Here is a 23,709-nt window from a genome sequence, read left to right on the forward strand (position 1 = left end):
GCTCGCGCGACCGGCATCGACGCATCAGAATCCCACACGCTCCGACGTGGACTCAACGACACACCGCACCGATCCGGTGGCGACCTCTGCGGTCAGCCCACCTTCGGCGTCGCCCGGTCGATGATCGCGGCGAAGTCGACGCCGGCCGGCAGGGTGCCGTATGCGTGTCCCCGGTCGACGCCGAGCCGCGAGGCACAGAACGCGTCGGCGACGGCCGGATGGCCGTGGCGCACCAGCAGCGCACCCTGCAACACCAGGGCCATCTGCTCGACCACCCGACGGGCCCGCACCTCCAGGTCCGCCGGGTCGTCGAGGGCGACCTGGAGCTGGTGCACCGCGGCGTCGAGCCGGGAGTCCACACCGGTGGCCATGCCCACCTCGGCCTCGAACGCCGCCCGCACCTCGGGCTGCCCGGCCAGCGCCCGCAGTACGTCCAGCGCGGCGACGTTGCCGGAGCCCTCCCAGATCGAGTTCAGCGGCGACTCGCGGAACAGCCGGGGCATCCCGGACTCCTCGACGTAACCGTTGCCACCCAGGCACTCCAGCGCCTCGGCGGCATGTCCCGGCCACCGCTTGCAGACCCAGTACTTGCCGACGGCCAGGGCGATCCGCTTGAACGCCGTCTCCACCGCGTCACCCCGCACGGAGCGGTCCGTCGCCCCGGCGAGACGCATCATCAGCACGGTCGCCGCCTCCGACTCCACCGCCAGGTCGGCCAGGACGTTGCGCATCAGCGGCTGGTCGGCCAGGTAGCGGCCGAAGGCCCGGCGGTGCGCGGCGTGGTGCGCCGCGGTGATCACGCCCTGCCGGATGCCGGCCGCCGCGCCGATCACACAGTCCAGCCGGGTCAGGTTGACCATGTCGATGATGGTGCGGACGCCGCGCCCCTCGTCGCCGACCCGCCAGGCCACCGCGTCGTCGTACTCGACCTCGGCGGAGGCGTTGGACCGGTTGCCGAGCTTGTCCTTCAGCCGCATCAGCCGCATCGGGTTACGGGTGCCGTCCGGCAGCACCCGGGGCACCAGGAAACAGGTCAGCCCGTCCGGGGCCTGGGCCAGGGTGAGGAAGAGGTCGCTCATCGGTGCCGAGGTGAACCACTTGTGTCCGACCAGCCGGTAGCTGCCGTCGGCCTGCGGGCGCGCGGCGGTGGTGTTGGCCCGGACGTCGGAACCACCCTGCTTCTCCGTCATCGACATGCCCGCCAGCAGGCCCCGCTTGCCCAGCGGCTCGCGCAGCCCGAAGTCGTACGTCCGCGCGGTGAGCAGCGGCTCGTAGCGGTCGGCCAGCTCCGGCGCGTGTCGCAGCGCCGGCACCACGGCGTAGGTCATCGAGATCGGGCACCCGTGACCGGCGTCCGGTCGCCAGGTGTAGAACCCCGCCGCGCGGGCGACGTGCGCGCCGACGCGCGGATCGGCCCAGGGCGCGGCGTGCAGCCCGTGGCCGACGGCGGTCCGCATCAGCTCGTGCCAGGACGGGTGGAACTCCACCTCGTCGATCCGACGGCCGTAGCGGTCGTGGGTACGCAGCGTCGGCGGGTGTGCGTCGGCCAGCCGACCGTGCTCGGCGGCGGCCTCGCCGCCCGCCAGTCGACCGAGTTCACGCAGGTCGGCCACGGCCCAGTCGGCGCCCTCGCGGGCCAACCCGGCCAACAGCGCCGGGTCGTCGGCGACGTCGTGGCCGATCATCGGCGGAACCTGGTTGAACACCTCGTGCGTGGCCACGTGCGGGACTCCCCTCGACGGTGCGGGTGCGAACCATCATCCAGTTTCCCGGGGCGGGGCGGCTAACCCCGGCCCGTCGCCGGTCAGGGACCTGGCGAACCAGTGGTGCGCGTACGGGTTGGCGTTGTACCGCGGGATCTCTTGGTAGCCCGCGCTGCGGTAGAGCCGGATCGCCTCGGTGAGAGCGCGGTTCGTGTCGAGGCGTACGGCGTCCGCGCCACCCGCCACGGCGTGCCGCTCCAACTCGGTGAGCAACCTCCGGCCGACCCCGAGTCCGCGTACCGACCCGGACACCCACAGGCGTTTGATCTCGGCGGGCGCGCCGGGGTCGAACCGCAGTCCGCCGCAGCCCACCGGTTCGGTGGCGAGCGTGGCGACCAGGAACAGTCCGTCCGGCGCGACCAGGTCGGGCTCGTCGTCGCCGCCCGGGTCGAAGCCCCCCTCGAAGCGCTCGTCCAGCTCCCGCACGTACGCCCGCAGGCAGGCCCGGGCCCGGGGGTCACGCGGATGGCAGGGTGCGATGTCGACGAGTGACGCCATCAGCAGCCGCTCCACCTCGGCCATGGCGGCGGTGAGCCGACCGCGCTGCCCGGCGGTCAGCGGCGCGAGCATCGACCAGGCCAACTCGTCGGACCTGCGGTCGAGCAGGTTCCACTCGGCGTGGCCGTCCTCGGTGAGACGGGCGGCACGGACGCGCCGGTCGCCGTCGCCGGGACCGACCACGACGAGCCCGGCCGCCTCCAGGGTGCGCAGCAGCCGGCTGAGGTGACCGGCGTCGAGATCCAGCCGGGTACGCAGCGCGGCCACCTCGGCTCCGGCCGGGCCGATCTCCCAGAGCAGCCGCGCCTGTCCCAGGGGCCGGTGGCGGGCGAGGTAGTCGTCGTCGAGGGCACCGACCCGTTGGGTGACGGTGCGGTTGAAGCGCCGCACCACGTCGACCAGTCCACGATCCACGATTTCTGACTTTAGTCAGGTGATGCGGACCGCACCAGTGGCGGCTCGTCAGGCGCGCAGCACCGGCGAGGCCAACGCCGCCACGGCGGACGCCGCCAGCGCTCCGGCACAGCCGTAGAGCACCGTCGGGGCCGCCGCGATCTCGGCGACGGCGCCGAGCAGGGCCGTGGTGAGCAGCAGCGGCAGGCTCTGCACGAGTACCAGCACGGACTGCACCCGGGCCAGGTGCGTCGCCGGGGCGGCGGCCAGGATCAGGGGGCCGACGTGCGTGGCGAACAGGCCCGAGCCGACACCGACCGTCGCCGCGGCGGCGACCGACCATATCGGTGTGCCACCCATCGCCACGGCTGACGTCCCGGCGGCGGCCGTCAGCAGTCCGCCGACCGCCGTCGCGCCCGGGCGGGAGGACGCGCCCCGGGCCAGCACCGCCACCGCGACGACGACCGTACCCGCCGCGACGGCCGCGACGACCGTGCCGGTGAGCGGCCCCGGCCACGCCCGCTCCCGGGCCAGCAGCGGCAGCAGGAGCGAGGAGACCGGCAGGAGGAACCCGGCGGCGGCACCGGTGAGCAGCAGCGCGGGCCGCAGGGCCGGGTGACCTGCGGCGACCCGCAGCCCATCCAGAGCGGCCCGCCACACCGGTGCCGACGCAGGGTCGGACGCCGGTGCGGCGTCCGGGACGCGGTGTCGGCCGCGTCGCAACGTCACCAGGATCGACAGCATCACCGCGAAGGTCGCGGCGTTGACCAGTGCGGCACCGGCGAGTCCGACCGGCGCGAGGAGCAGGCCGCCGAGGACCGGGCCGGCGAACAGGGCCAGTTGACCGGCGAGTTGGCGTGCCGACATCGCCCGCGCCAGGGCGGCCGGCGACACCAGGCGACGCGGCATCGACCCACTGCTGGGCAGGTGGAACGCGTCCACCACCCCGGTGGCCAGCGCGGCCAGCAGCAGCGGCAGGCGCGGATCGGTCGACGACCAGGCCGCGAGGGCCAGCGACAGGGTCACCACCACCATCGCCGCGTCCGAGATGATCATGACGCGCCACGGGCCGACCCGGTCCGCCACCGCGCCACCGGCCATCAACAGCAGCGCCCGGGGCAGGTTGATCGCGGTCAGCACCAGGGCGGTGAACTGCCCGCCGTACCCGGCCGCGACGAAGGCCATCGCGAACGCCAGGGCCTGCACGCCGACCAGACTCACCGCGGTCCCGCCCAACCAGGCCCAGTACGCGCCGGGCACCGCCGCCCGACCACCAGTCACCTTCACGTTCCCCCCGTCGACGGGACCGGCGGCTCCACCGGGTGCGGTGCCGGCCCGGCTTCCCGGCACGGAGAGTGCGGCCTCGACCGGGTCGAGGGTCAAGCCGCCCCGAAGCTTCACCGGCAGCCGGACGACGGCGGCGCAGGCGTGTTGCCGACCCGTTTCCGTCGCCATCTCCTGGAAATCGGAGGCTTGCGCACGTGTTAACCGACCGCTACGTTAACGCTAACATCGAACTGGATGCATAGGTTGCCGGACCTCGGCGGAGAGACGGCCGAGGCGCCCGCGTCGTCACGGACCGCACACGACGCCCGTTCCCGTGACGGGATCGTCAGCGGCCCGCCGCCGGAGGTCCGACACCGGCAACCAGCCACCGGGGCGACGCGTCCCGGCCACTGCCTCCCGTACGACTCGACGGGCCGCACCCGTCCCTGGCGGGCCCGACCCCCACCCGTCCCCCGCGCCAAGAAAGGTCACCGCGATGGTCCTGAGTCGACGAGCATTCACCCTGGGTGCGCTGGCCACCGTCGGCCTCACCGCCTCCGACGTGGCATTCCGCCCGCAGTCCGCCTCGGCGGCCACCTACACCGCGTACCTCAAGACCTACTTCACCGAGTCCCCGAACCAGTCGGCGGCCGACTACGGCCTGCACCTCGCGGTCAGCCGGGACGGCCTGAACTGGTCCCCGCTGAACCAGAACAGTCCGGTGGTCACCCCGACCGCCGGTGACCTGGGGCTGCGCGACCCGTTCGTCTTCCGCAAGCAGGACGGCACCTTCGTGGTCGTCGCCACCGACCTGTACGGGCTCAACTTCGGCCGCAACAGCCAGTACCTGCACGTCTACGACTCGATCGACCTGACCAGCTTCACCGGGTACCGGCGCATCCAGATGCACACCTACGCCAACGTGCACACCTGGGCGCCGACGGTGTTCTGGGACGCCGGGCGCGGCCAGTACGCGATCGTCTACTCGGCCAACACCACCACGGACCTGTTCCTGGTGAACTACACCAGCGACTTCCGCACCGTCAGCGCGCCGCAGACCTACTTCAGCCCCGGCTTCCCGGTGCTCGACGCCGACGTCCACGTCGACGGCGGGGTGACGTACCTGTACTACAAGAACCTCTCCAACGGGAACCTGTACGGCGCCCGGTCCGGCACCGGCGCCCCGAACAGCTTCACCACGTACACCTCCGGTCTACGGCAGGGCAACGCGATCGAGGGCGCCCACCTGCTCAAGCGCAACGACGGGTCGGGCTGGTGGCTCTGGGGCGACTCGTTCAGCCCGGTCAACAACGACTTCTACCTCTGGGGCACGAACAACATCGGCGCCAACTCGTGGTCGGTGCTCAACCAGCGCGACTACACGCCGCCGCTGAACTCCAAGCACGGCTCGATCGTCGGCATCACCGAGGCCGAGTTCAACGGCGTGGTCAGCCGGTGGGGCCTGCCGAACTGGGTCCGGCTGAAGTCCTGGAACCTGCCCGACTACTTCGTCCGGCACTCGAACCGCGCGGTCCGCATCGACCCGTACCCGTTCGACCCGCACCGCGACCAGATGTGGCGGATGGTGCCCGGCCTCGCCGACCCGGCCGGGGTGTCGTTCGAGTCGGTGAACGTGCCCGGCAGCTTCCTGCGGCACAGCGGGTACGTGGCCCGCCTCGACCCCAACGACAACAGCGCGACCTTCCGCGCCGACGCCACCTTCCACCGCACCGCCGGGCTGGCCGACGGCGGCTGGTCGTCGTTCCGCTCGTACAACTTCCCCACGCACTACCTGCGCCACGCCGGTCACGTGCTGCGCATCGACCCGCTCAGCGCGTCGTCGAGCGCCGCCGACCGTCAGGACGCCACCTTCCGCGTCACCTCGTGACGCCGTACCCACGGTGGCCGGACCGTCGCCGTCGCCCCGGCCCGGCCCGGCCACCCTCCGCCCGAGTCACTCCCGTCCCCGACCTCCGGAGGTCGTGATGCCCAACCCGTCCCTCAACCGTCGCCACCTTCTCCAGGCCGCCGGGGTGGCGGCCGTCGCCGGTGCGATCGGCCCGGTGCTGCACGGCCAGGCCGCCCGCGCGGCGATCCCCCCGGCCCGGCCCGACATCGGCGTCTCCGCGTACGCCTTCGACCCGGGCCAGGTCCGGCTGACCGCCAGCCGGTGGCTGGACAACCAGAACCGGACCCTGGCCTACCTGCGCTTCGTCGACGTGAACCGGCTGCTCTACAACTTCCGCGCCAACCACCGCCTCTCCACCGGCGGCGCCGCGGCGCTGGGCGGCTGGGAGGCGCCGACGTTCCCGTTCCGGACCCACTCCCAGGGGCACTTCCTGACCGCCTGGGCGCAGATGTGGGCCGTGCTGGGCGACACCACGTGCCGCGACAAGGCCAACCTGATGGTGGCCGAGCTGGCCAAGTGCCAGGCCAACAACGCCGCCGCCGGGTTCAACACCGGATACCTCTGCGGGTATCCCGAGTCCGACTTCACCGCCGTGGAGAACCGCACGCTCAGCAACGGCAACGTGCCGTACTACACCATCCACAAGACGATGGCCGGGCTGCTCGACGTGTGGCGGCTGGTCGGCAACACCCAGGCCCGCGACGTGCTGCTGGCGCTCGCCGGCTGGGTCGACTGGCGCACCGGGCGGCTCAGCTCCGCCCAGATGCAGGCCATGCTCGGCACCGAGTTCGGCGGCATGAACGCGGTGCTGACCGACCTGTACCAGCAGACCGGCGACGCGCGTTGGCTGACCACCGCGCAACGCTTCGATCACGCCGCCGTGTTCAACCCGCTCGCCGCCAACTCCGACCAGCTCAACGGGCTGCACGCCAACACACAGATCCCGAAGTGGATCGGCGCGGCCCGGGAGTTCAAGGCCACCGGCACCACCCGCTACCGCGACATCGCCGGCAACGCCTGGAACCTGACGGTCAACACCCGCACGTACGCGATCGGCGGCAACAGCCAGGCCGAACACTTCCGGGCCCCGAACGCCATCGCCGGGTACCTGCGCAACGACACCTGCGAGCACTGCAACACGTACAACATGCTCAAGCTGACCCGGGAGCTGTGGCTGCTCGACCCCAACCGGGTCGCGTACGTCGACTTCTACGAGCGGGCCCTGCTCAACCACCTGATCGGCGCGCAGAACCCGGCGGACGCCCACGGCCACATCACCACTTCACCCCGCTGCAACCGGGTGGCCGCCGTGGGGTCGGCCCGGCCTGGGGCGGCGGCACCTGGAGCACCGACTACAACTCCTTCTGGTGCTGCCAGGGCACCGGGCTGGAGAGCAACACCACGCTGATGGACGCGATCTACTTCCACAACGGCAGCACGCTGACGGTGAACCTGTTCATGCCGTCGGTGTTGACCTGGTCCCAGCGCGGCATCACCGTCACCCAGACCACCGGCTTCCCGGCCACCGACACCACGACGCTGACCGTCACCGGCACCGTCGGCGGATCGTGGACGATGCGGATCCGCATCCCGGCCTGGACGCAGGGCGCGACGGTCAGCGTCAACGGCACGGCGCAGAACATCGCCACCACCCCGGGCACGTACGCCGCGCTGACCCGCACCTGGACCTCGGGCGACACGGTGACCGTACGTCTGCCGATGCGGGTGGTGGTGGAGCCGACCAACGACAACTCGGCCGTGGTGGCGCTGCGGTACGGCCCGACGGTGCTCTCCGGCAACTACGGCAACACCGCGCTGTCGGCGCTGCCCGCCCTGGCGACCGGCTCGGTGACACGCACCAGCAGCACCGCGCTCACCTTCACCGCGACCGCCAACGGGGCCACGGTCAACCTGATCCCGTTCTACGACGCGCACGGCCACAACTACACCGTCTACTGGGGCACCGGCGGCCAGAGCGGCACCGGCGACGCCACCTTCCGGCTGGTCAACGCCGCCAGCGGACTGGTGCTCGGGATCGAGAACATGTCCACCGCCGACGGTGCGCCCGCCCTCCAGTGGGGCGACACCGGCACCGCCGACCACCACTGGCAGCTCGTCCCCGACGGTACGGCGGTGCGGTTCCGCAACGCCAACAGCGGCAAGGTGCTCGGCGTGCAGGACATGTCCACCGCCGACAACGCCCAGGTCCTCCAGTGGGGTGACACCGGCACGGCGGACCACCGGTGGACGGTGGTGGACGTGGGCGACGGCTCCCACAAGATCCGCAACGGGCACACCGGCAAACTGCTGGCCGTCCTCAACGGGTCGACCGCCCAGGGCGCGCGGGTGGTGCAGGATCCGGACAACGGCACGCCGGACAACCAGTGGCGGTTCGTCCCCAACGGCGCGCGGCGGATCCAGAACGTCGCCAGTGGCCTGGTGCTGGGTGTGCAGAACATGTCCACCGCCGACGGTGGCCTGGTGATCCAGTGGGGCGACACCGGCACCGCCGACCATCTCTGGACCGCACTGGTGGACAGCAGCGGCTACCTGCGGTTGCGCAACTCGCACAGCGGCAAGGTGCTGGGGCTGGAGAACAGCGGCACCGGCTCCGGTACGCGGGTGGTGCAGTGGGCCGACAACGGCGCGGCGGCCAACCGCTGGCGGCTGCGGTACGGCTCCGGCGGGGGCTTCCGGATCCAGTCCGGCAACGGCGGACGCGTGCTCGGCGTCAGCGGCTCCTCCACCGCCCAGGGGGCGCAGATCGTGCTCGCCGACGACAACGGTGGCAACGCCAACCTCTGGCGGTTCGTCTAGCCGGGCCGGGTGTCGAGGGTGGAGGTGACACGCCCTCGACACCGGTCCCGGACGGGCCCCGGCCTGTGGGAGCGCGCCCACCACGCATCGACGACGGTGTTACGCGGACATTTCAGACGAGTATCGCGGAAACTCTTGACGATCCATGTTAGCGCTAACAAGCTAGGGGCCCGCCACCTCGCTTCTGGAGCTCGCATGCAGGTGTTCGTCGGCCCCCGCACGCCCCGCCTCCGATCCCTCGTCAGACGGATCCTCACCGGCAACCCGCCCGCCCCGGTGCAGCGGTCCCGCGCCGCGATCCGCCGCAGACGGGCCACCGCCCTCGCCGCGACCGCCGCGCTGCTCGCCGCCGGCCTGGTCACCACCGGCGGCACCGCCCAGGCCGCCGAGCCCTGGTCACCGCGCTCGTCGTACACCTCGACCGACCGGGGTGACGGCACCTACACGGTGCCGCTGTTCCGGGCCGACGTGCCGGACATCGGCGTCGAGCGGGTGCCGGCCGCGGAGAACGCCGAGGGCCGGGACATCTACTACATGATCAGCACCACCATGCACTTGAGTCCGGGTGCGCCGATCATGAAGTCGTACGACCTGGTGAACTGGGAGATCGTCAACTACGTCTTCGACCGGGCGAGCATCGGCGACTCGTTCTCGCTGCGCAACGGCCAGAACTCGTACGGCCAGGGCCAGTGGGCGTCGTCGCTGCGCTACCACGACGGCATGTTCTACGTCGCCTTCAACACCAACAACCTCGGCGGCGCGTACATCTACCGCACCGACGACATCGAGAACGGCGCGTGGCAGCGCACGGCCCTCGGCCGGGGACTGCACGACCCGTCCCTCTTCTTCGACCACGACGGTACGCCGTACATCTTCTACGGCAACGGGAACATCAGCGCGGTACGGCTCAACTCCGCACTGACCGCCGTCGTGCAGGACTACCCGAACGTCTTCACCGCGAGCAACTACGCGGGTCAGCCCTTCATCGGCGGCCTCTTCGAGGGCGCCCAGTTCTATTACATCAACGGCTACTACTACGCGGTGATCATCACCTGGCCCTCCGGTCAGGGACGCCAGGTCGTCATGCTCCGTTCGCCGGAACTGCTCGGGCGCTACACCTCGGCCGGCGGGGTGAACACCTACGAGGCGCGCGGCGTGCTCAACTCCAACGGCTTCGCGCAGGGCAGCCTCGTGCCGATCGCCCGGGAGGGCGGTCAGACCGACTGGCACGGCATGTTCTTCCGGGACACCTTCCCGATCGGGCGCATCCCGGCCCTGATCCCGGCGACCTGGTCCGAGGACGGCTGGCCGACCTTCGGCACCAACGGCGTGGTGCCGGTGGAGGGTCCCTTCGCCAAGCCGATCGCGCTCAGTCCCGAGCAGGAGCGCTTCGAGCGGCAGAAGTCCATCGTCGTCTCGGACGACTTCGCCAACGACGCCCCGCACAAGGCGTACATGGACGAGGAGTGGACCGCCCCGACGCCGGAGGTCGAGGCCGAGATCAGGCCCAACGGATCGCGGTTGGACATGGCCTGGGAGTGGAACCATGCCCCGGACAACCGCTACTGGTCGCTGACCGACCGGGCGGGTTGGCTGCGGCTGACCACCGGCAAGGTGGTCACCGGCGACTACGTCTACACCAAGCTCGCCAACCGGGCCGAGCTGGCCTGGTTCGAGGAGGCCCGCAACACGCTGTCGCAACGCACGTTCGGGCCCCGGCAGTCCGTCGAGACCAGGATGGACATCTCCCGGATGGCCGACGGTGACGTCGCCGGGCTGGCCGCCTACAACCGGGGCTTCTCGTACGTGGCGGTCAAGCGGACCGGCGGGGTCAACACCCTCGGCGTGGTGAACCGGGGACAGCCGTTCGCGGTCGACCTCGACCAGGCGACGTTGGAGAACTTCCTGCCGGGCACGACGGTGTCGCTGGGCGACGCGACCGAGGTGCACGTGAAGGCGGACCTCGACTTCGCCACGCCGACCGGGCAGCTCTGGACGACGTTCTACTACAGCCGGGACGGGGTGACCTGGACGCAGTTGGGCAACCGGGTGGGCCCGCAGACGCTGGACGGCAGCCTGGCCCACTTCATGGGGCACCGGGTCGGCCTGTTCAACTACGCCACCCAGCAGACCGGTGGATCCGTCGACTTCGACCACTACCTGCTCAGCGACACGCTCACCGCACAGAACCGGCCGCTGGACACCGGAGAGCTGGACGCGGCCATCGCGTACGCGGCCACGCTCGACGAGTCGGCGTACCCGGCCGACGCCTGGGCGGCCATGCGCGCCGCGCTCGCCGCCGCCACGACGGCCCGGGCCGGCACGTTCGGCACCCAGAACCAGATCGACGCGCCGGAACGGGCGCTGAGCTACCAGTTGGCCCGCCTCGGTGTGCTGCGGACCGACACGCTCCCGGTCACGGCGACCGCGCAGACGCGGTGCGTCGGCGGCAAGGCGTACCTGGTGGTGCAGGCGCGCAGCGACCACGACGCGCCGGTGGACGTGGTGCTGGAGAGCGCGTACGGCCGTCGGTCGGTCCCGGCCGTGGCACCGGGGGCCAACGCGTTCCAACAGTTCGCCACCCGTGGCGAGTCCGTCCCGGCGGGCACGGCGACCGTCCGGGTCACCGGGACGGTCGACGGCCGGGACGTGACCACCGTCCGCACCCCGGCGTACCCGGCCACCACCTGCGGCGGCTGATCCCGCCCCTCCCGATCCGCCCCGGAGCCGGTCCCGCACCGGCTCCGGGGTGCCGATGAACTCCCCTGCCCGTTCCATCTCAAGGAGGACATCTCGTGACACCGCGTCCACGAACGGGGGCCCGGCGACGGGTCGCCGCCCTCGCGACGGCCGGCGTGATGCTGGCCGGACTCGTCGCGGCGGCACCGGTCCAGGCCGCCGACACCAACCTCGTCGTCAACGGCGGGTTCGAGAACGGCCTGGCCAACTGGTTCGTCAACAACGGCAACGCCACCGACAGCGCGACCCTCTCCCTCACCACCGACGCCTACTCCGGATCGGCCGCGGTGCGGGTCACCAACCGGGCGACCACCGGGTCCGGCCCGATGCAGGACCTCTCCGGCAAGGTCCAGGCCGGACAGACGTACACGCTCAGTGCCCGACTGAAGTACGACAACGCGGCCTCGCCCGCGACGAAGCAGTTCTTCGCCACCATGCACTACGGCGGCTCCACCTACACCAACCTGGTCAGCGTGACCGCCACCCGCGGTCAGTGGGCGCACGTCAACGGGCAGTTCACCATCCCGGCGAGCCAGGGCGTCGGCACCGCGCGGCTGTTCTTCGAGACCCCGTGGACGAGCAACCCGGCCGCCGATGCGAACCTGCACCTCATGGACTTCACGCTCGACGACGTGTCGGTGGTCGGCGCCGCGCCACCGCCGCCCGCGTCCAAGACCATCGAGGTGGTCGGCAAGCTGCCCGGCGAACACAACCCGTTGATCGGGCACAAGTTCGGCGCTGACGGGTACGGCTTCGTCCACGACGGCCGGGTCTACATGTACATGACCAACGACACCCAGGGGTACGCGCCGAACCCGACCACCGGCGTCTCGCCGGGCATCAACTACGGCGACATCAACCAGATCACCGTGATCTCCACGACCGACATGGTCAACTGGACGGACCACGGCGAGATCCAGGTCGCCGGGCCGAACGGCGTGGCACCGTTCACGAACAATTCGTGGGCACCCGGCATGGCCAAGAAGGTGGTCGACGGGCAGGAGAAGTTCTTCCTCTACTACGCCAACGGCGGTGGGTCCAGCAACGTGATCACCGGTGCGTCGCCGGTGGGCCCGTGGACCAGCGAGCGCACCAGCACGCTCATCGACGGCCGCACCCCAGGTGCCGAGGCGGTCGCCTGGAAGTTCGACCCGGCGCCGTTCGTGGACGACGACGGCGAGGCGTACCTCTACTTCGGCGGCGGACCGGCGGCGACCAGCATGCCGGCGGCCGAGCGGTTCAACAACCCGAAGAACCTGCGGTCGATCAGGCTCGGCGACGACATGGTGTCGACCGAGGGCACGGCGGCGGTCGTGGACGCCCCGGTGGCCTTCGAGGCGGCCCAGGTGTTCAAGCGCGACGGCAAGTACTACCTGTCGTACTCGTCGCACTTCGGCGGCAACGACTTCGGAGGCAACCAGACGCCGCTGCCCGGCTACCCCGGCGGTGGCCAGATCGGCTACATGATCTCCGACGACCCGATGGTCTGGCCCAAGGAGACCTACGCGGGCGTGCTGTTCCCGAACCAGTCGCAGTTCTTCGGCGCCGGCACCGGGGGCAACAACCACCAGTCCGCCTTCGAGTACGAGGGCAAGTACTACTTCACCTACCACGGCCCGACGCTGAACAAGCGCATCAACGGCAACACCACCCAGGGCTACCGCAGCCCGCACATCCAGGAACTGAGCTTCAACGCGGACGGCACGATCCGCCAGGTGGTGGGCGACTACGCCGGTGTCGACCAGGTCCGGGACTTCGACCCGTACCGGGTGTTCGAGGCGGAGACCTTCGGCTGGAGCAAGGGCATCGCCACGGCGAAGATCGACGGCGGTTCCGCCCAGTTCGGCGACGAGGCACCCAACCTGGTGGTCCGCGACATCGACAACGGAGACTGGACCGCGCTCTCCTCGGTCGACTTCGGCACCGGGGCCAAGAGCCTGACCGCGAAGGTCCGTCCGCTGGTGGCCGGTGGGTCGATCCAGCTCCGGCTCGGTGACGTGACCGCGCCGGTGGTGGCGACCATCCCGGTCGACGGGCCGATCGGCGAGTGGACGGAACTCACCACCCAGCTCGACGGCGTGGCCGGCGTGCACGACGTCTACTTCACCTACGCCGGGCCGGCCGGTGCCGACCTGTTCGAGCTCGACACCTGGGCGTTCGAGAAGGCCACCGCCGAACTGCCGGTGACGGTCAGCGTGCAGGCGCGGTGCGTCGGCGGCAAGGCGTACGTGGCGGTGCAGGCGCGTAACGACCACGACGCGCCGGTGGACGTGGTGCTGGAGAGTGCGTACGGGCAGCGGTCGGTGACGGCCGTGGCTCCGGGCGCGAGCGCCTTCCAGCAGTTCAACAGCCGGACGGCGGCGGCGCAGGCGGGCACGGCGACCGTTCGGGTCACCGGGTCGATCGACGGCAGGGACGTGACGACGGTACGCACCGTCGGACACCCCGCCGCCACCTGCTGATCATCACTAGCAACTGTCGATCACGAGTGACGCGGAGAAGCAGATGAGAACGGACAATCGCAGGCGGCTGTTGGCGGCGGGTGCTGCCGGGGCGTTGCTGGTCGGGTCGGTGGCGATGGCCGCGCCGGTGTCGGCCGATCCGGGTGACAGTGGTGACGTGACGGTCACCGTGGAGATCGAGGAGTTGGTGGAGCCGGGTGTGCTGGCGATGTCGATCGCGGGTGACTCGGTGGCGTTGACCGAGGACGGGTCGACGCTGCTGGTGCGTCAGTTCGTCGGTGGTCTGCCGACGGTGACCGTGACGGATACGCGTACCGCTGACGAGGTGCCGTCGGGTGCGGCGTGGGCGGTGTTGGGTAGTGCCAGCGACTTCACCGGTGGCGCTGGTCAGGAGCCGATCGGTGCCGGGCACCTGGGGTGGAGGCCGCGTCTGGTCGACGGTGGTGACACCGGTCTGGTCAGCGAGGGTGAAGAGGTGGTGACGGTGTTGGACGAGCCGACGCAGCCGGGTAACAACGTGGGTCTGGTCGACCAGGAGTTGCTGGTCTCGACGTTCGACTCGGGTGCGGTCGCGGGTGGGGCGTACTCGGTCGACGCGGACCTGTTCCTGCGGACCCCGGCCGACGTGGCCGCGGGTGAGTACACCTCGACGCTGACCCTGTCCCTGTTCGAGTGATCCACCGAGGGCGGGGCCGCCGGGCCACGGCGGTCCCGCCCTCGTCCCCCGTCGAGCCGGCCGGAGCCGGCGACTCAGGCCCCGATCGCGATCGCGAAGACGTGCATGGTGGGCACGTTGGCCGCCGGTCGGGCACTGATGTTGGGCAGCTCGACCCGGGCGACCGCCTTGTTCTGCAACGTCACGCCGACGAAGTAGACGCAGGCGGCCGTGTTCTGCCGCTGGTTGCCGGGCCGGTTCTGGTAGGCGGTGACCACGGCCGCGGTGGCTCCGCTGTGCGGCCCGCCGTACCAGTCCGGGGTGCTCAGCGTGAAGGTCTGGCGGGTGCCGTCGGCGTACACCACCGTGCCGGTGCCGGACACCGCACCGTACGTCCCGGTGGCGAGGAAGCCGAGCGTACGACCGGTGCCGGTGACGCTGATCGCCTGCCCGGAGGCGATGGCGTTGTCCGCCCCACCCGCCGCGATGGTGGGCCAGCGGAAGGTCACCCCGTTGCGGCTCAGCGTGCCGCCGGGGGTGACGCCCGCTGCGGCCAGGGCCTGCGCGGAGAGCGAGGCGCCGTTGCCGTCGAAGTTGCCGACGCCGGTGTTGGTGTCGTTGCTGGTGCTGACGTTGGTGAAGCTCTGCTCCAGCGTCGGGACGGCGACGCCCGGCCCGGTGGCCCGGTAGGTGCGCCCGGCCTGGACGGTCACCTCGACCAGGTCGGTCTCGATCCGCGTGGTGCGCGCGGGGGTGCCGTCGGCGACGTCGACCACCGTGTACGTGGTGGCGAACAGTCGACCGCGCAGCCGTACCGTGCCGGCCCGGTCCGGACGGACCAGGATCTCGCCGGCCTGGCCGTTGCTCCACGTGATGCCGACGGTGTGTCCGCCCCGGGCACGCAGGCCGGACACCCGCCCGTTCGGCCAGGCGGTCGGTAGGGCCGGCAGCACGTGCAGTTCACCGGCGTGGCTCTGGAGCAGCATCTCGGCGACACCGGCGGTGGCACCGAAGTTGCCGTCGATCTGGAACGGCGGGTGCAGGTCGAACATGTTCGGCGCGAGCCGGGCCGGGGTGGCGAGGAAGCGGATCAGGTCGTGGGCGCGGTTGCCCTCCTCCATCCGAGCCCAGAAGTTGATCTTCCAGGCGAGTGACCAGCCGGTGCCGTCGTCGCCCCGGATCTCCAGGGTGCGCCGGGCCGCCTCGAACAACTGCGGGGTGCCGCGCCGGGTGATCTGGTTGCTCGGTGCGAGGCCGTACAGGTGCGAGATGTGCCGGTGGTTGCGTTCGGTCTCCACCCAGTCGTAGAGCCACTCCATGACGTTGCCCCGGGAGCCGATCCGGGTCGGGGCCAACCGGTCCCGGGTCGCCCGGACCTGGGACCGGAACGTGGCGTCCACGCCGAGGATCTCGCTGGCCCGGGCGCAGCCGTCGAAGAGGTCCCGCAGGATCTGGTTGTCCATGGTCGGGCCGGCGCACACGCTGGCGTCGGTGTGGTGGCCGATCTCCGGCGAATTCGACGGGTTGGTGACCAGGTAGCCGAGAGTCGGCTCGGTCACCAACGTGTCGAGGAAGAACTGTGCGGCACCCTTCATCGCCGGGTAGTTCGCGCGCAGGAACTCGACGTCGCCGTTGAACAGGTAGTGGTCCCAGATCAGGGTGGCCAGCCACGCGCCGCCGGTCTGCCACATGCCCCAGAACGCACCGTCCACCACGGAGGTGGCCCGCCAGGCGTCGGTGTTGTGGTGGGTGACCCAACCACCTGCGCCGTACTGCACCTGCGCGGTACGGGCGCCGCTGACCGCGAGGTCCCGGACCATGTCGAAGACCGGTGCGTGGCACTCTGCCAGGTTGGTGGTGTTGGCCGGCCAGTAGTTCATCGGCAGGTTGGCGTTGATCGTGTACTTCGAGTCCCACGCCGGGGTCAGCGAGTCGTTCCAGATGCCCTGGAGGTTGGCCGGCTGGGTGCCCGGCCGGGAGGACGAGATCAGCAGGTACCGGCCGAACTGGAACAGCAGCGCGGAGAACTGCGGGTCGTTGACGCTGTTGTGCTGCGCGATCCGCACGTCGGTCGGCTGGTCGGCGGCGGCGGTCCGGCCGAGGTCCAGGCTGACCCGGTTGAACAGCGCCTGGTAGTCGGCCACGTGTCGACTGCGGAGCTGGTCGTAGCTGCTGGCCCGGGCGGCGGTCAGGTGCCGCCGCGCGATGCCCTGGTAGTCACCGCCCACGTTGCGGTAGGTGACGTAGCTGGACCCGATCGAGATCAGCAGGGTCACGCTGGTGGCGTTGGCGACCCGCAGCGTGCCACCGGAACTGGTCACGGTGCCGCCGCTGACGGTGGCGTTGGCCAGGGCCAGGAACCGCACCGCGCCGGTGACGCCCTCCTGGTTGCCGGAGACACCGTCGAGGGCGATCGTGCTGCCGTCGGGGCTGGCGAGCGTCGTGCGCTGCGGACTGTCGAAGGTGGCGGTGAAGGAGATCGACCCGGTCCGGTCGGCGGTCAGACGCATCGCGATGACCTGGTCCGGCGCGCTGGCGAAGACCTCGCGCTGGTGGCGGATGCCGTTCATCACGTAGCTGACCGAACTGGTCGCGGTGGTCAGGTCGAGCTGCCGCTCGTACTGCGACGCCCCGCCCGAGGTGGGGAACGTCAGCCGCAGGTTGCCGACGAGCTGGTACGCCAACTGCCCGACCGGGTTGCCGAGCATGTTCTGGTTGATCAGGTTCTGCGCCTGCGTCCAATGGTTGGCGAAGACCAACCGCCGGATCTCCGCGAGCGCCGCCAGCCCCCGGGGGTTGCTCGGGTCGTGGGGGCCGCCGGCCCAGACGGTGTCCTCGTTGAGTTGCAGCCGTTCGGCGTCGACGTTGCCGAACACCATGGCGCCGAGCCGACCGTTGCCGATCGGCAGCGCGCGCAGCCAGTCGGTGCCGGCGGACTCGTCGTACCAGAGGGCCAGGTCACCGGCGGCGAGCACCTGGGCCGGTGGGGCGGAGTCGGCGCGGGCCAGTGTGGTCCACGGCAGCGGCAGCAGGGCACCGCCCGCGCCGGCCGCGCCGATCTTGAGAGCCTGCCGTCGGGTCAGGTCTGACATCGATCCTCCAACCGGTGACCCGAGGGGCCACGCCGGTGCGCGCGAACAGGGTGAAAGCCGATCTGCCGGAGCTGCTCGGTGACGTCGGGCGGGCGTCTGTCGGGCGGAACCCGAGGCGCCACAGAGACAGCCAGACATCTGATGTGTTTCGCGAAGGTTACTCCGCGACGACAAAATAGGCAATGGTCGATGACGACTGGTCGCACCCGCCGTCAATTCGCTGCCGATCAGGCGTTTCTCACACGACGCAGCAGGTGATGGGCTCGCGCGGAGGCGGTTCGGCGAGCAGGCGGACGAATGCGGCACCCGACAGGGCGCCCTCGACGGCGTCCAGATACATCACATGTATCGACGTGGCGGGATGGTGGCGGGCGACGTCGGCCGGATCAGCGCCGGACGGTCGAACGCCCTTGGAGCGCCACACCCGGACAGGCGTCGCCGAGCCGCGCCAGGGCCGCGTCACGGTCGACCGCGGACTCGGCGAGGGCGAGGCGGCGTACGTGGTCGGCCACCCGGTCCGGGAAGCGGTAGCGAGCGCCGCATCGGATGACCAGCCGACGGTCGCGCAACTCCCCCAGACCGCGCCGGACCTGCACCAGGGTCAGGTTGCACAGCGCCGCCGCGGCGTCGGCGTCGAAGTCCGGGCCGGGGTGCAGGCCGAGGTACCGGACCAGCCGTTGCCCACTGGCCGGCAGATCGCGGTAGGCGAGATCGAAGGCGGCGAGCAGGGACGCCGCCGGGTCGACGCCGACCGACTCACCAGACAGGTCGAGGGTGGGGCAGCCGACCCGCTGCTCGGCGGCCGACTCCGGTCCGCCGGCCTCGTCGATCACCGTACTGAGCAGGCGTTCCATCCGATCGGCGCGGTCCACCACCTCGGCGGTGTCGGACGATCGGACCGGGCTTGCCGACGGGTGCCGGTCGGTGCGGGCGCCGACGGACGCGGTGGTGGCAGGAAGTCGCATGACAGGCCCCCCTTCCTCAGACGTCAGGTCGCGTGGTGGCAGGCACCCGCCGCCGCGTACGCGGACCGGTGGGCGTCGCGGGACCGGCTCGGCCGGCCGGGACGGTGGACGCCGAGAACCCGGGTGAGCACGTCGCGAGTGAGCGGAAGCCTGCACTCTTGACGGCAAAAGGTAGTCTGTGAGCGATAACATAGCAAGGTGTAGATGTTCTTGACATGAGGTCGACGCAGGTCACCGCGCCAGCCAGCCGCCGTCGACCGGGATGACGGTGCCGTGCACGTACGCGGACGCGTCGGAGGCGAGGAAGACGGTGACTCCGGCGAGGTCATCGGGGCGCCCCCAGCGTCCGGCCGGGATCCGCTCCAGGATCGCCCGATTGCGTTCCGGCGCGTCGCGCAGCGCCTGGGTGTTGTCCGTGCCGATGTAACCCGGGGCGATCGCGTTGACGTTGACCCCGTGCGGCGCCCACTCGTTGGCCAGCGCCCGGGTCAGCCCGGCGATCCCCGACTTCGCGGCGGCGTACCCGGGCACCGTCACGCCGCCCTGGAAGCTCAGCATCGACGCGGTGAAGATGATCTTTCCCCGGCCCCGCCGGATCATGTCCCGACCCAACTCCCGGGCGAGGACGAACGGTGCCGACAGGTCGACCTCCAGCACGTGGTCCCAGTCGGAGTCGGAATGCTCGGCGGCGGGCGCACGCCGGATCGTGCCGGCGTTGTTGACCAGGATGTCGACTGGCTGGTCGTACCCGACCAGCCAGTCGCCGAGCGCACGGACGGCGGCGCGGTCGGACAGGTCCGCCCGGTACGGCACGAACCCGCGTCCCTGCGCCGCCACCCGCTCGGCGACCTCGCTGCCGGTCTCCTCCAGCGACGCACTCACCCCGATCACGTCCGCGCCGGCAGTCGCCAGGGCCTCCGCCATCGCCAGCCCGATGCCGCGCCGGGCGCCGGTGACCACGGCCAACCGGCCACTCAGGTCGAACAGGTTCACGCGTTGCCTCCGCAGTCGACGAGCACCTTGACGTCACCACCGGCGGCGAGCGCCTCGAAGGCCCGTGCCACCTCGGCCAGCGGCACGATCCGGGAGACGAGCCGGTCGGCGGGCACCTGACCGGTGTGCACCAGACGGACCGCCTCCACGTAGTCCGCGCGCTCGTAGACCCGTACCCCGATCACCTCCAGTTCGCGCCAGAAGATCCGGTGCAGGTCCACCTCGCGTGGGGTGGGGTGGATCGCGACGACGACGAGCCGTCCCCGGACCGCGAGCAGGTCGGTCGCGGTCCGGACGCCTGCGGCCGAGCCGGAGACCTCGAAGACCACGTCCGCGCCGGCCTCGGCGGTCACCTCGCGGACGTGGCGCGCGACGTCGACCGTCGCCGGATCGACGGCGGTGAGGCCGAGGTCGGCGGCGAGTTCCCGACGTCGCGGGTCGAGTTCGAGCACGGTCACCTCGGCGCCCACGGCCCGGGCGACCGTGCCGATGAGCAGGCCGACCGGACCTGCGCCGACGACCACCGCGTGCTCGCCCGCGACCAGGCGGGAGCGGCGTACGTCGTGCACCGCCACCGCGGTCGGTTCGACGAGCGCGGCGTGGACCAACGACAGGTCCGGCGGCAGCGGCACCAGGATCCGCGCGGGTACGGTCCACGATCGCTGCATCGCGCCGGGCGAGTCGATGCCGACGAAGTCGAGCCGGTGGCAGATGTGCGGGTGCCCGGCACGGCAGGCGGGACACTCACCGCACCAGTCCAGCGGCATCACGGTGACCGGGTCGCCCACCCGGTGGTCCTCGACGCCCGCACCGACCTCGGCCACCCGGCCGGACATCTCGTGCCCGATCACCGCCGGCACGCGTACCCGCTGGTCCATCGACCCGTGCGCGATGTGCAGGTCCGTGCCGCAGATCCCGGTGTACGCGACGTCGAGGCGCACCTGGCCGGGGCCGGGCGGCACGACGGGGGTCTCCGCGACGACGAAGGTGTTCTCGCCGACGTACTGTGCGCTGCGATTCACGCCGCCTCCTCGGTCGGGTGCCCGCCGTCGCGCAGCGCCTGCGCGACCGGGGGCCGGACGGCGACGGGCCGCCGCCGGTGGATGGTGCGGCCGGACCCGGACACCGGTGCCGGCCGAGGGTGCCGCGAGGGCGTCAAACGTCCGACGTCTCTATAGTGGTGAGGGCTGCCGGTGTCGGGCGCAGGCGGTGGCGGGCCGGTCCGAAGGGGGCGTGGATGGCACTGACCGACGACGCGATCGCGAAGATCCGCAGCATGATCCAGAGTGGTGAGCTGCCGCCGGGCGCACGGCTGCCACCGGAGCCGCAACTGGCCGCACAGATGGGGTTGTCGCGTAGCGGGGTCCGCGAGGCGGTCAAGGTGCTGGAGTCGGCCCGGGTGCTCGACGTGCGTCGCGGCGACGGCACGTACGTCACCAGCCTCGCCCCGCGCCTGCTGCTGGAGGGCCTCGGCGTCGCGGTGGAACTGCTGCGCGACGACACGCTGCTGGAGGTGATGGAGGTCCGGCGGATGCTGGAGCCGGTGGCGACCGGCCTGGCCGCGTTGCGGATGACCGACACCGACCTCGACGAGCTCGCCCGGATCCTGGAGGACATGCGGGCCGCCGCCGACGACGCCGAGAAGCTGATCCAGTTCGACACCGCCTTCCACCACACGGTCATCGCGACCACCGGGAACGAGACGCTGACGTCGCTGCTGGACGGGCTGTCCAGCCAGACGCTGCGGGCCCGGGTGTGGCGCGGGCTGATCGAGGGCAACGCGGCCCACAAGACGATCGACGAGCACCACGCGATCTATCTCGCCCTGCGCTCCCGTGATCAACTGCTCGCGCAGGCCAGTGCCCTGATGCACGTCAACACCTCCGAGGCGTGGCTGCGTACGGTGCTCGCCGCCAAGGCGACGGACGCCTGATCCCCGCACGCCGGATCACCCGGCCGCGTCGGCGGGCGCGGACCGCCGGGTCAGTCCGTAGGTGCGCACGGCGGTGCCGGCGAAGACCTCCTGCCGGTCCGGCACCGACAGCGGCGGCAGGGCGGCCTCCAGCGCCCGACGCACGCCCGGATAGTCCGACCTGAGCAGACAGACCGGCCAGTCCGAACCAAACATCAGACGACCCGGACCGAACTCGTCGACCGCGACCGCGACGAACGGGCTCAGGTCGGCCGGTGACCAGTCCGGTCGGGCCTCGGTGACCAGCCCGGACAGCTTGGCGGTGACGTTCGGGTTGGCGGCCAGCGCGGCGAACGGGTCACGCCAGGACCGCAGACCCGCCTCCCCCGCGTCGATCCGGGGCTTGCCGAGGTGGTCGAGGACGAACAGGAGCTGCGGTACGGCCCGCGCCGCCCGGGCCGCCGACGGCAACTGGTCGGCCCGGATCACCAGGTCGAACACCAGCCCGGCGGCGGCCACCTCGGCGAGTCCCCGTCGCACGTCGGGCCGGTCGAGGTAGTCGGGATCGGGCTCCCCCTGCACCTGCGGGCGTACCCCGACCAGCAGCTCACCGCCGCGCAGCCGGCGGTAGCGCGCGATGGTGGCCCCGACGTCACCGGCCGCGACGTCGAGCCAGGCCACCACCCCGAGGATCGGCGGTGTGTCGGCGGCGTGCCCGAGGAACTCGGCCGCCTCGTCGGGGTGGCAGCGACCGCCCTCCACCAGCACGGTGCCGTCCACGCCGGTCGCCACCAGTTCGGTGGTGAGGTCCGCCGGGGTGAACGGTCGACGGATCGCGGCCAGGGCGGGATCGTCCAGCCAGGTGTAGCCGTGCTCCGGCTGCCACAGGTGGTGGTGCGCATCGATGATCATGCAGCCGGCGCTCCCGCCTGGACCGGCGCGGCGGTCCACTCCGGGCCGTCGGGGAACCGGTAGTCGGTCAGCGCAGCCGGGACGATCTGGGCGCTCATGCCCGGCGTCCGCGGCGCGAGGTAACGTCCACGCCGCACACGGACCGGGTCGGCGAAGTGCTCGTGCAGGTGGTCGACGTACTCGATGGCCCGGTCGTCGGTGCTGCCGCTGAGTGCCACGAAGTCGAACATGGCCAGGTGCTGCACCAACTCGCACAGCCCCACGCCACCGGCGTGCGGGCAGACCGGCACCCCGAACTTCGCGGCGAGCAGCATGATCGCCAGGTTCTCGTTGACCCCCGCGACCCGGCAGGCGTCGATCTGCACCACGTCCACGGCGTCGGCCTGCAGGAGCTGCTTGAACATCACCGCGTTGTGTACGTGCTCGCCGGTGGCCACCCGGACCGGAGCGAGGGCGTTGCGCACGGCGGCGTGTCCGAGCACGTCGTCCGGGGACGTCGGCTCCTCGATCCAGTACGGGTCGAACGGTGCCAGCTCCCGCATCCACGCGATGGCCTCGGGCACCCCCCAGATCTGGTTGGCGTCGACCGCGATGCGGACGTCCGGCCCGACCGCGCGTCGGGCGATGCCCATCCGGCGGACGTCGTCGGCCAGGTTCCCGCCGACCTTGAGCTTGATCAGTCGGTACCCGTCGTCGACCGCCTCCCGGCAGAGCCGGGCGAGCTTCTCGTCGGTGTAGCCCAGCCAGCCCGGGGTGGTGGTGTACGCGGGGTACCCCTCGGCCAGCAGACGCTGCTCCCGCGCCGCGCGCCCGCCCTCGGCGGCCCGCAACAGGTCCCGCGCCTCGTCCTCGGTGAGCGCGTCGCGCAGGTAGCGGAAGTCGACCTGCGCGACGAGCTGCTCCGGGGTGAGGTCGGCGAGCAGCTTCCACAGCGGTTTCTCCGCCCGGCGGGCGGCGAGATCCCAGACCGCGTTGACCAGCCCGCCGGCCGCCATGTGCACGACCCCCTTCTCCGGGCCGAGCCAGCGGATCTGGCTGTCGCCGACGAGCCGACGGGCCAGCGCACCGGGGTCCGCGAGCACCTCGTCGACCGGCTGACCGACCACCATCGAGGCCAGCGACTGCACGGCCGCGACCTGGATCTCGGTGCCACGTCCGACGGTGAAGACCAGTCCGTGCCCCTCCGCGCCGGTCGATGTCCGCAGGATCAGGTACGCGGCGGAGTAGTCCGGGAACGGGTTCATGGCGTCCGACCCGTCGCGGTGCCGGGACGTGGGGAACCGTACGTCGATGGTCTCTACGGACGAGATGCGCTCACTCACCGAAACTCCTG

14 protein-coding genes and 1 pseudogene are annotated in these 23,709 nt (G+C 71.4%); 6 read left to right on the forward strand and 9 right to left on the reverse strand.

Features of this window, described 5'->3' with window-relative positions; all coding sequences use genetic code 11:
* Positions 1-92 precede the first annotated feature (92 nt).
* Genes ACIBMZ_RS19945 through ACIBMZ_RS19955 form a run of 3 tightly spaced genes read right to left on the reverse strand, consistent with a single transcriptional unit; the run spans position 93 to position 4,109 of the window.
* Positions 93-1,721 (reverse strand): acyl-CoA dehydrogenase family protein, encoded by a 1,629-nt coding sequence (locus tag ACIBMZ_RS19945; RefSeq protein ID WP_396695794.1) that lies wholly within the window; start codon positions 1,719-1,721, stop codon positions 93-95.
* A 36-nt stretch (positions 1,722-1,757) separates the two neighbouring features.
* Complete coding sequence (locus ACIBMZ_RS19950; protein ID WP_396695796.1) at positions 1,758-2,675, reverse strand: GNAT family N-acetyltransferase; 918 nt, start codon at positions 2,673-2,675, stop codon at positions 1,758-1,760.
* 48 nt (positions 2,676-2,723) lie between these two features.
* Complete coding sequence (locus tag ACIBMZ_RS19955) at positions 2,724-4,109, reverse strand: MFS transporter (protein ID WP_396695798.1); 1,386 nt, start codon at positions 4,107-4,109, stop codon at positions 2,724-2,726.
* A 307-nt stretch (positions 4,110-4,416) separates the two neighbouring features.
* Between ACIBMZ_RS19955 and ACIBMZ_RS19960 the strand changes: the two genes are divergently transcribed.
* The 5 genes and pseudogenes from ACIBMZ_RS19960 (at position 4,417) to ACIBMZ_RS19980 (ending at position 14,523) form a co-directional block, all read left to right on the forward strand.
* Positions 4,417-5,808 carry a glycoside hydrolase family 43 protein gene (locus tag ACIBMZ_RS19960; RefSeq protein ID WP_396695800.1) on the forward strand — a complete coding sequence of 464 codons (1,392 nt, stop codon included), beginning with the start codon at positions 4,417-4,419 and terminating at the stop codon, positions 5,806-5,808.
* A 97-nt stretch (positions 5,809-5,905) separates the two neighbouring features.
* A pseudogene (locus ACIBMZ_RS19965) lies at positions 5,906-8,646 on the forward strand (beta-L-arabinofuranosidase domain-containing protein).
* A gap of 195 nt (positions 8,647-8,841) precedes the next feature.
* A complete protein-coding gene (locus ACIBMZ_RS19970; protein ID WP_396695802.1) occupies positions 8,842-11,346 on the forward strand; it encodes a glycoside hydrolase 43 family protein in 2,505 nt (834 codons plus the stop codon).
* A 95-nt stretch (positions 11,347-11,441) separates the two neighbouring features.
* Positions 11,442-13,847: a family 43 glycosylhydrolase gene (locus ACIBMZ_RS19975; protein ID WP_396695804.1), complete on the forward strand. Its 2,406-nt coding sequence runs from the start codon at positions 11,442-11,444 to the stop codon at positions 13,845-13,847.
* A 43-nt stretch (positions 13,848-13,890) separates the two neighbouring features.
* Entirely contained in the window at positions 13,891-14,523 is a 633-nt protein-coding gene (locus ACIBMZ_RS19980) for a hypothetical protein (protein WP_396695806.1), read from the forward strand.
* A gap of 74 nt (positions 14,524-14,597) precedes the next feature.
* On the opposite strand, the gene ACIBMZ_RS19985 is transcribed toward ACIBMZ_RS19980, so the two are convergent.
* The 4 genes from ACIBMZ_RS19985 to ACIBMZ_RS20000 form a co-directional block, all read right to left on the reverse strand.
* A complete protein-coding gene (locus tag ACIBMZ_RS19985) occupies positions 14,598-17,594 on the reverse strand; it encodes a glycosyl hydrolase family 95 catalytic domain-containing protein (RefSeq protein ID WP_396695808.1) in 2,997 nt (998 codons plus the stop codon).
* Between the two features lie 386 nt (positions 17,595-17,980).
* The gene (locus ACIBMZ_RS19990) at positions 17,981-18,559 is read right to left on the reverse strand and encodes a hypothetical protein (RefSeq protein ID WP_396695810.1); all 579 of its coding nucleotides are present in this window, start codon (positions 18,557-18,559) and stop codon (positions 17,981-17,983) included.
* A 231-nt stretch (positions 18,560-18,790) separates the two neighbouring features.
* The gene (locus ACIBMZ_RS19995) at positions 18,791-19,552 is read right to left on the reverse strand and encodes an SDR family oxidoreductase (protein ID WP_396695812.1); all 762 of its coding nucleotides are present in this window, start codon (positions 19,550-19,552) and stop codon (positions 18,791-18,793) included.
* A complete protein-coding gene (locus ACIBMZ_RS20000; protein ID WP_396695814.1) occupies positions 19,549-20,574 on the reverse strand; it encodes a zinc-binding dehydrogenase in 1,026 nt (341 codons plus the stop codon). Before ACIBMZ_RS20000 ends, ACIBMZ_RS19995 begins: the two co-directional genes overlap by 4 nt.
* Before the next feature lie 215 nt (positions 20,575-20,789).
* Between ACIBMZ_RS20000 and ACIBMZ_RS20005 the strand changes: the two genes are divergently transcribed.
* Positions 20,790-21,485 carry a FadR/GntR family transcriptional regulator gene (locus ACIBMZ_RS20005; RefSeq protein ID WP_396695816.1) on the forward strand — a complete coding sequence of 232 codons (696 nt, stop codon included), beginning with the start codon at positions 20,790-20,792 and terminating at the stop codon, positions 21,483-21,485.
* A 15-nt stretch (positions 21,486-21,500) separates the two neighbouring features.
* Here the strand turns inward: ACIBMZ_RS20005 and ACIBMZ_RS20010 are convergent, their stop codons facing one another.
* Together ACIBMZ_RS20010 and ACIBMZ_RS20015 are read right to left on the reverse strand one after the other, a co-directional pair.
* A complete protein-coding gene (locus ACIBMZ_RS20010) occupies positions 21,501-22,376 on the reverse strand; it encodes an amidohydrolase family protein (protein ID WP_396695818.1) in 876 nt (291 codons plus the stop codon).
* On the reverse strand, positions 22,373-23,698 hold the full coding sequence (locus ACIBMZ_RS20015; RefSeq protein ID WP_396695820.1) for an enolase C-terminal domain-like protein: 1,326 nt from the start codon (positions 23,696-23,698) through the stop codon (positions 22,373-22,375). The genes ACIBMZ_RS20010 and ACIBMZ_RS20015 overlap by 4 nt, the downstream gene beginning before the upstream one ends.
* Positions 23,699-23,709: the final 11 nt, after the last annotated feature.

The organism is Micromonospora sp. NPDC049900, from assembly GCF_044461025.1.
Taxonomy (GTDB): domain Bacteria; phylum Actinomycetota; class Actinomycetes; order Mycobacteriales; family Micromonosporaceae; genus Micromonospora.

Coding starts and splice junctions, on each gene's coding strand:
- ACIBMZ_RS19955 (WP_396695798.1), bottom strand. CDS start 4,109: ATGGCGACGGAAACGGGTCGGCAACACGCCTGCGCCGCCGTCGTCCGG.
- ACIBMZ_RS19960 (WP_396695800.1), top strand. CDS start 4,417: ATGGTCCTGAGTCGACGAGCATTCACCCTGGGTGCGCTGGCCACCGTC.
- ACIBMZ_RS19970 (WP_396695802.1), top strand. CDS start 8,842: ATGCAGGTGTTCGTCGGCCCCCGCACGCCCCGCCTCCGATCCCTCGTC.
- ACIBMZ_RS19980 (WP_396695806.1), top strand. CDS start 13,891: ATGAGAACGGACAATCGCAGGCGGCTGTTGGCGGCGGGTGCTGCCGGG.
- ACIBMZ_RS19985 (WP_396695808.1), bottom strand. CDS start 17,594: ATGTCAGACCTGACCCGACGGCAGGCTCTCAAGATCGGCGCGGCCGGC.
- ACIBMZ_RS19990 (WP_396695810.1), bottom strand. CDS start 18,559: ATGCGACTTCCTGCCACCACCGCGTCCGTCGGCGCCCGCACCGACCGG.
- ACIBMZ_RS20005 (WP_396695816.1), top strand. CDS start 20,790: ATGGCACTGACCGACGACGCGATCGCGAAGATCCGCAGCATGATCCAG.
- ACIBMZ_RS20010 (WP_396695818.1), bottom strand. CDS start 22,376: ATGATCATCGATGCGCACCACCACCTGTGGCAGCCGGAGCACGGCTAC.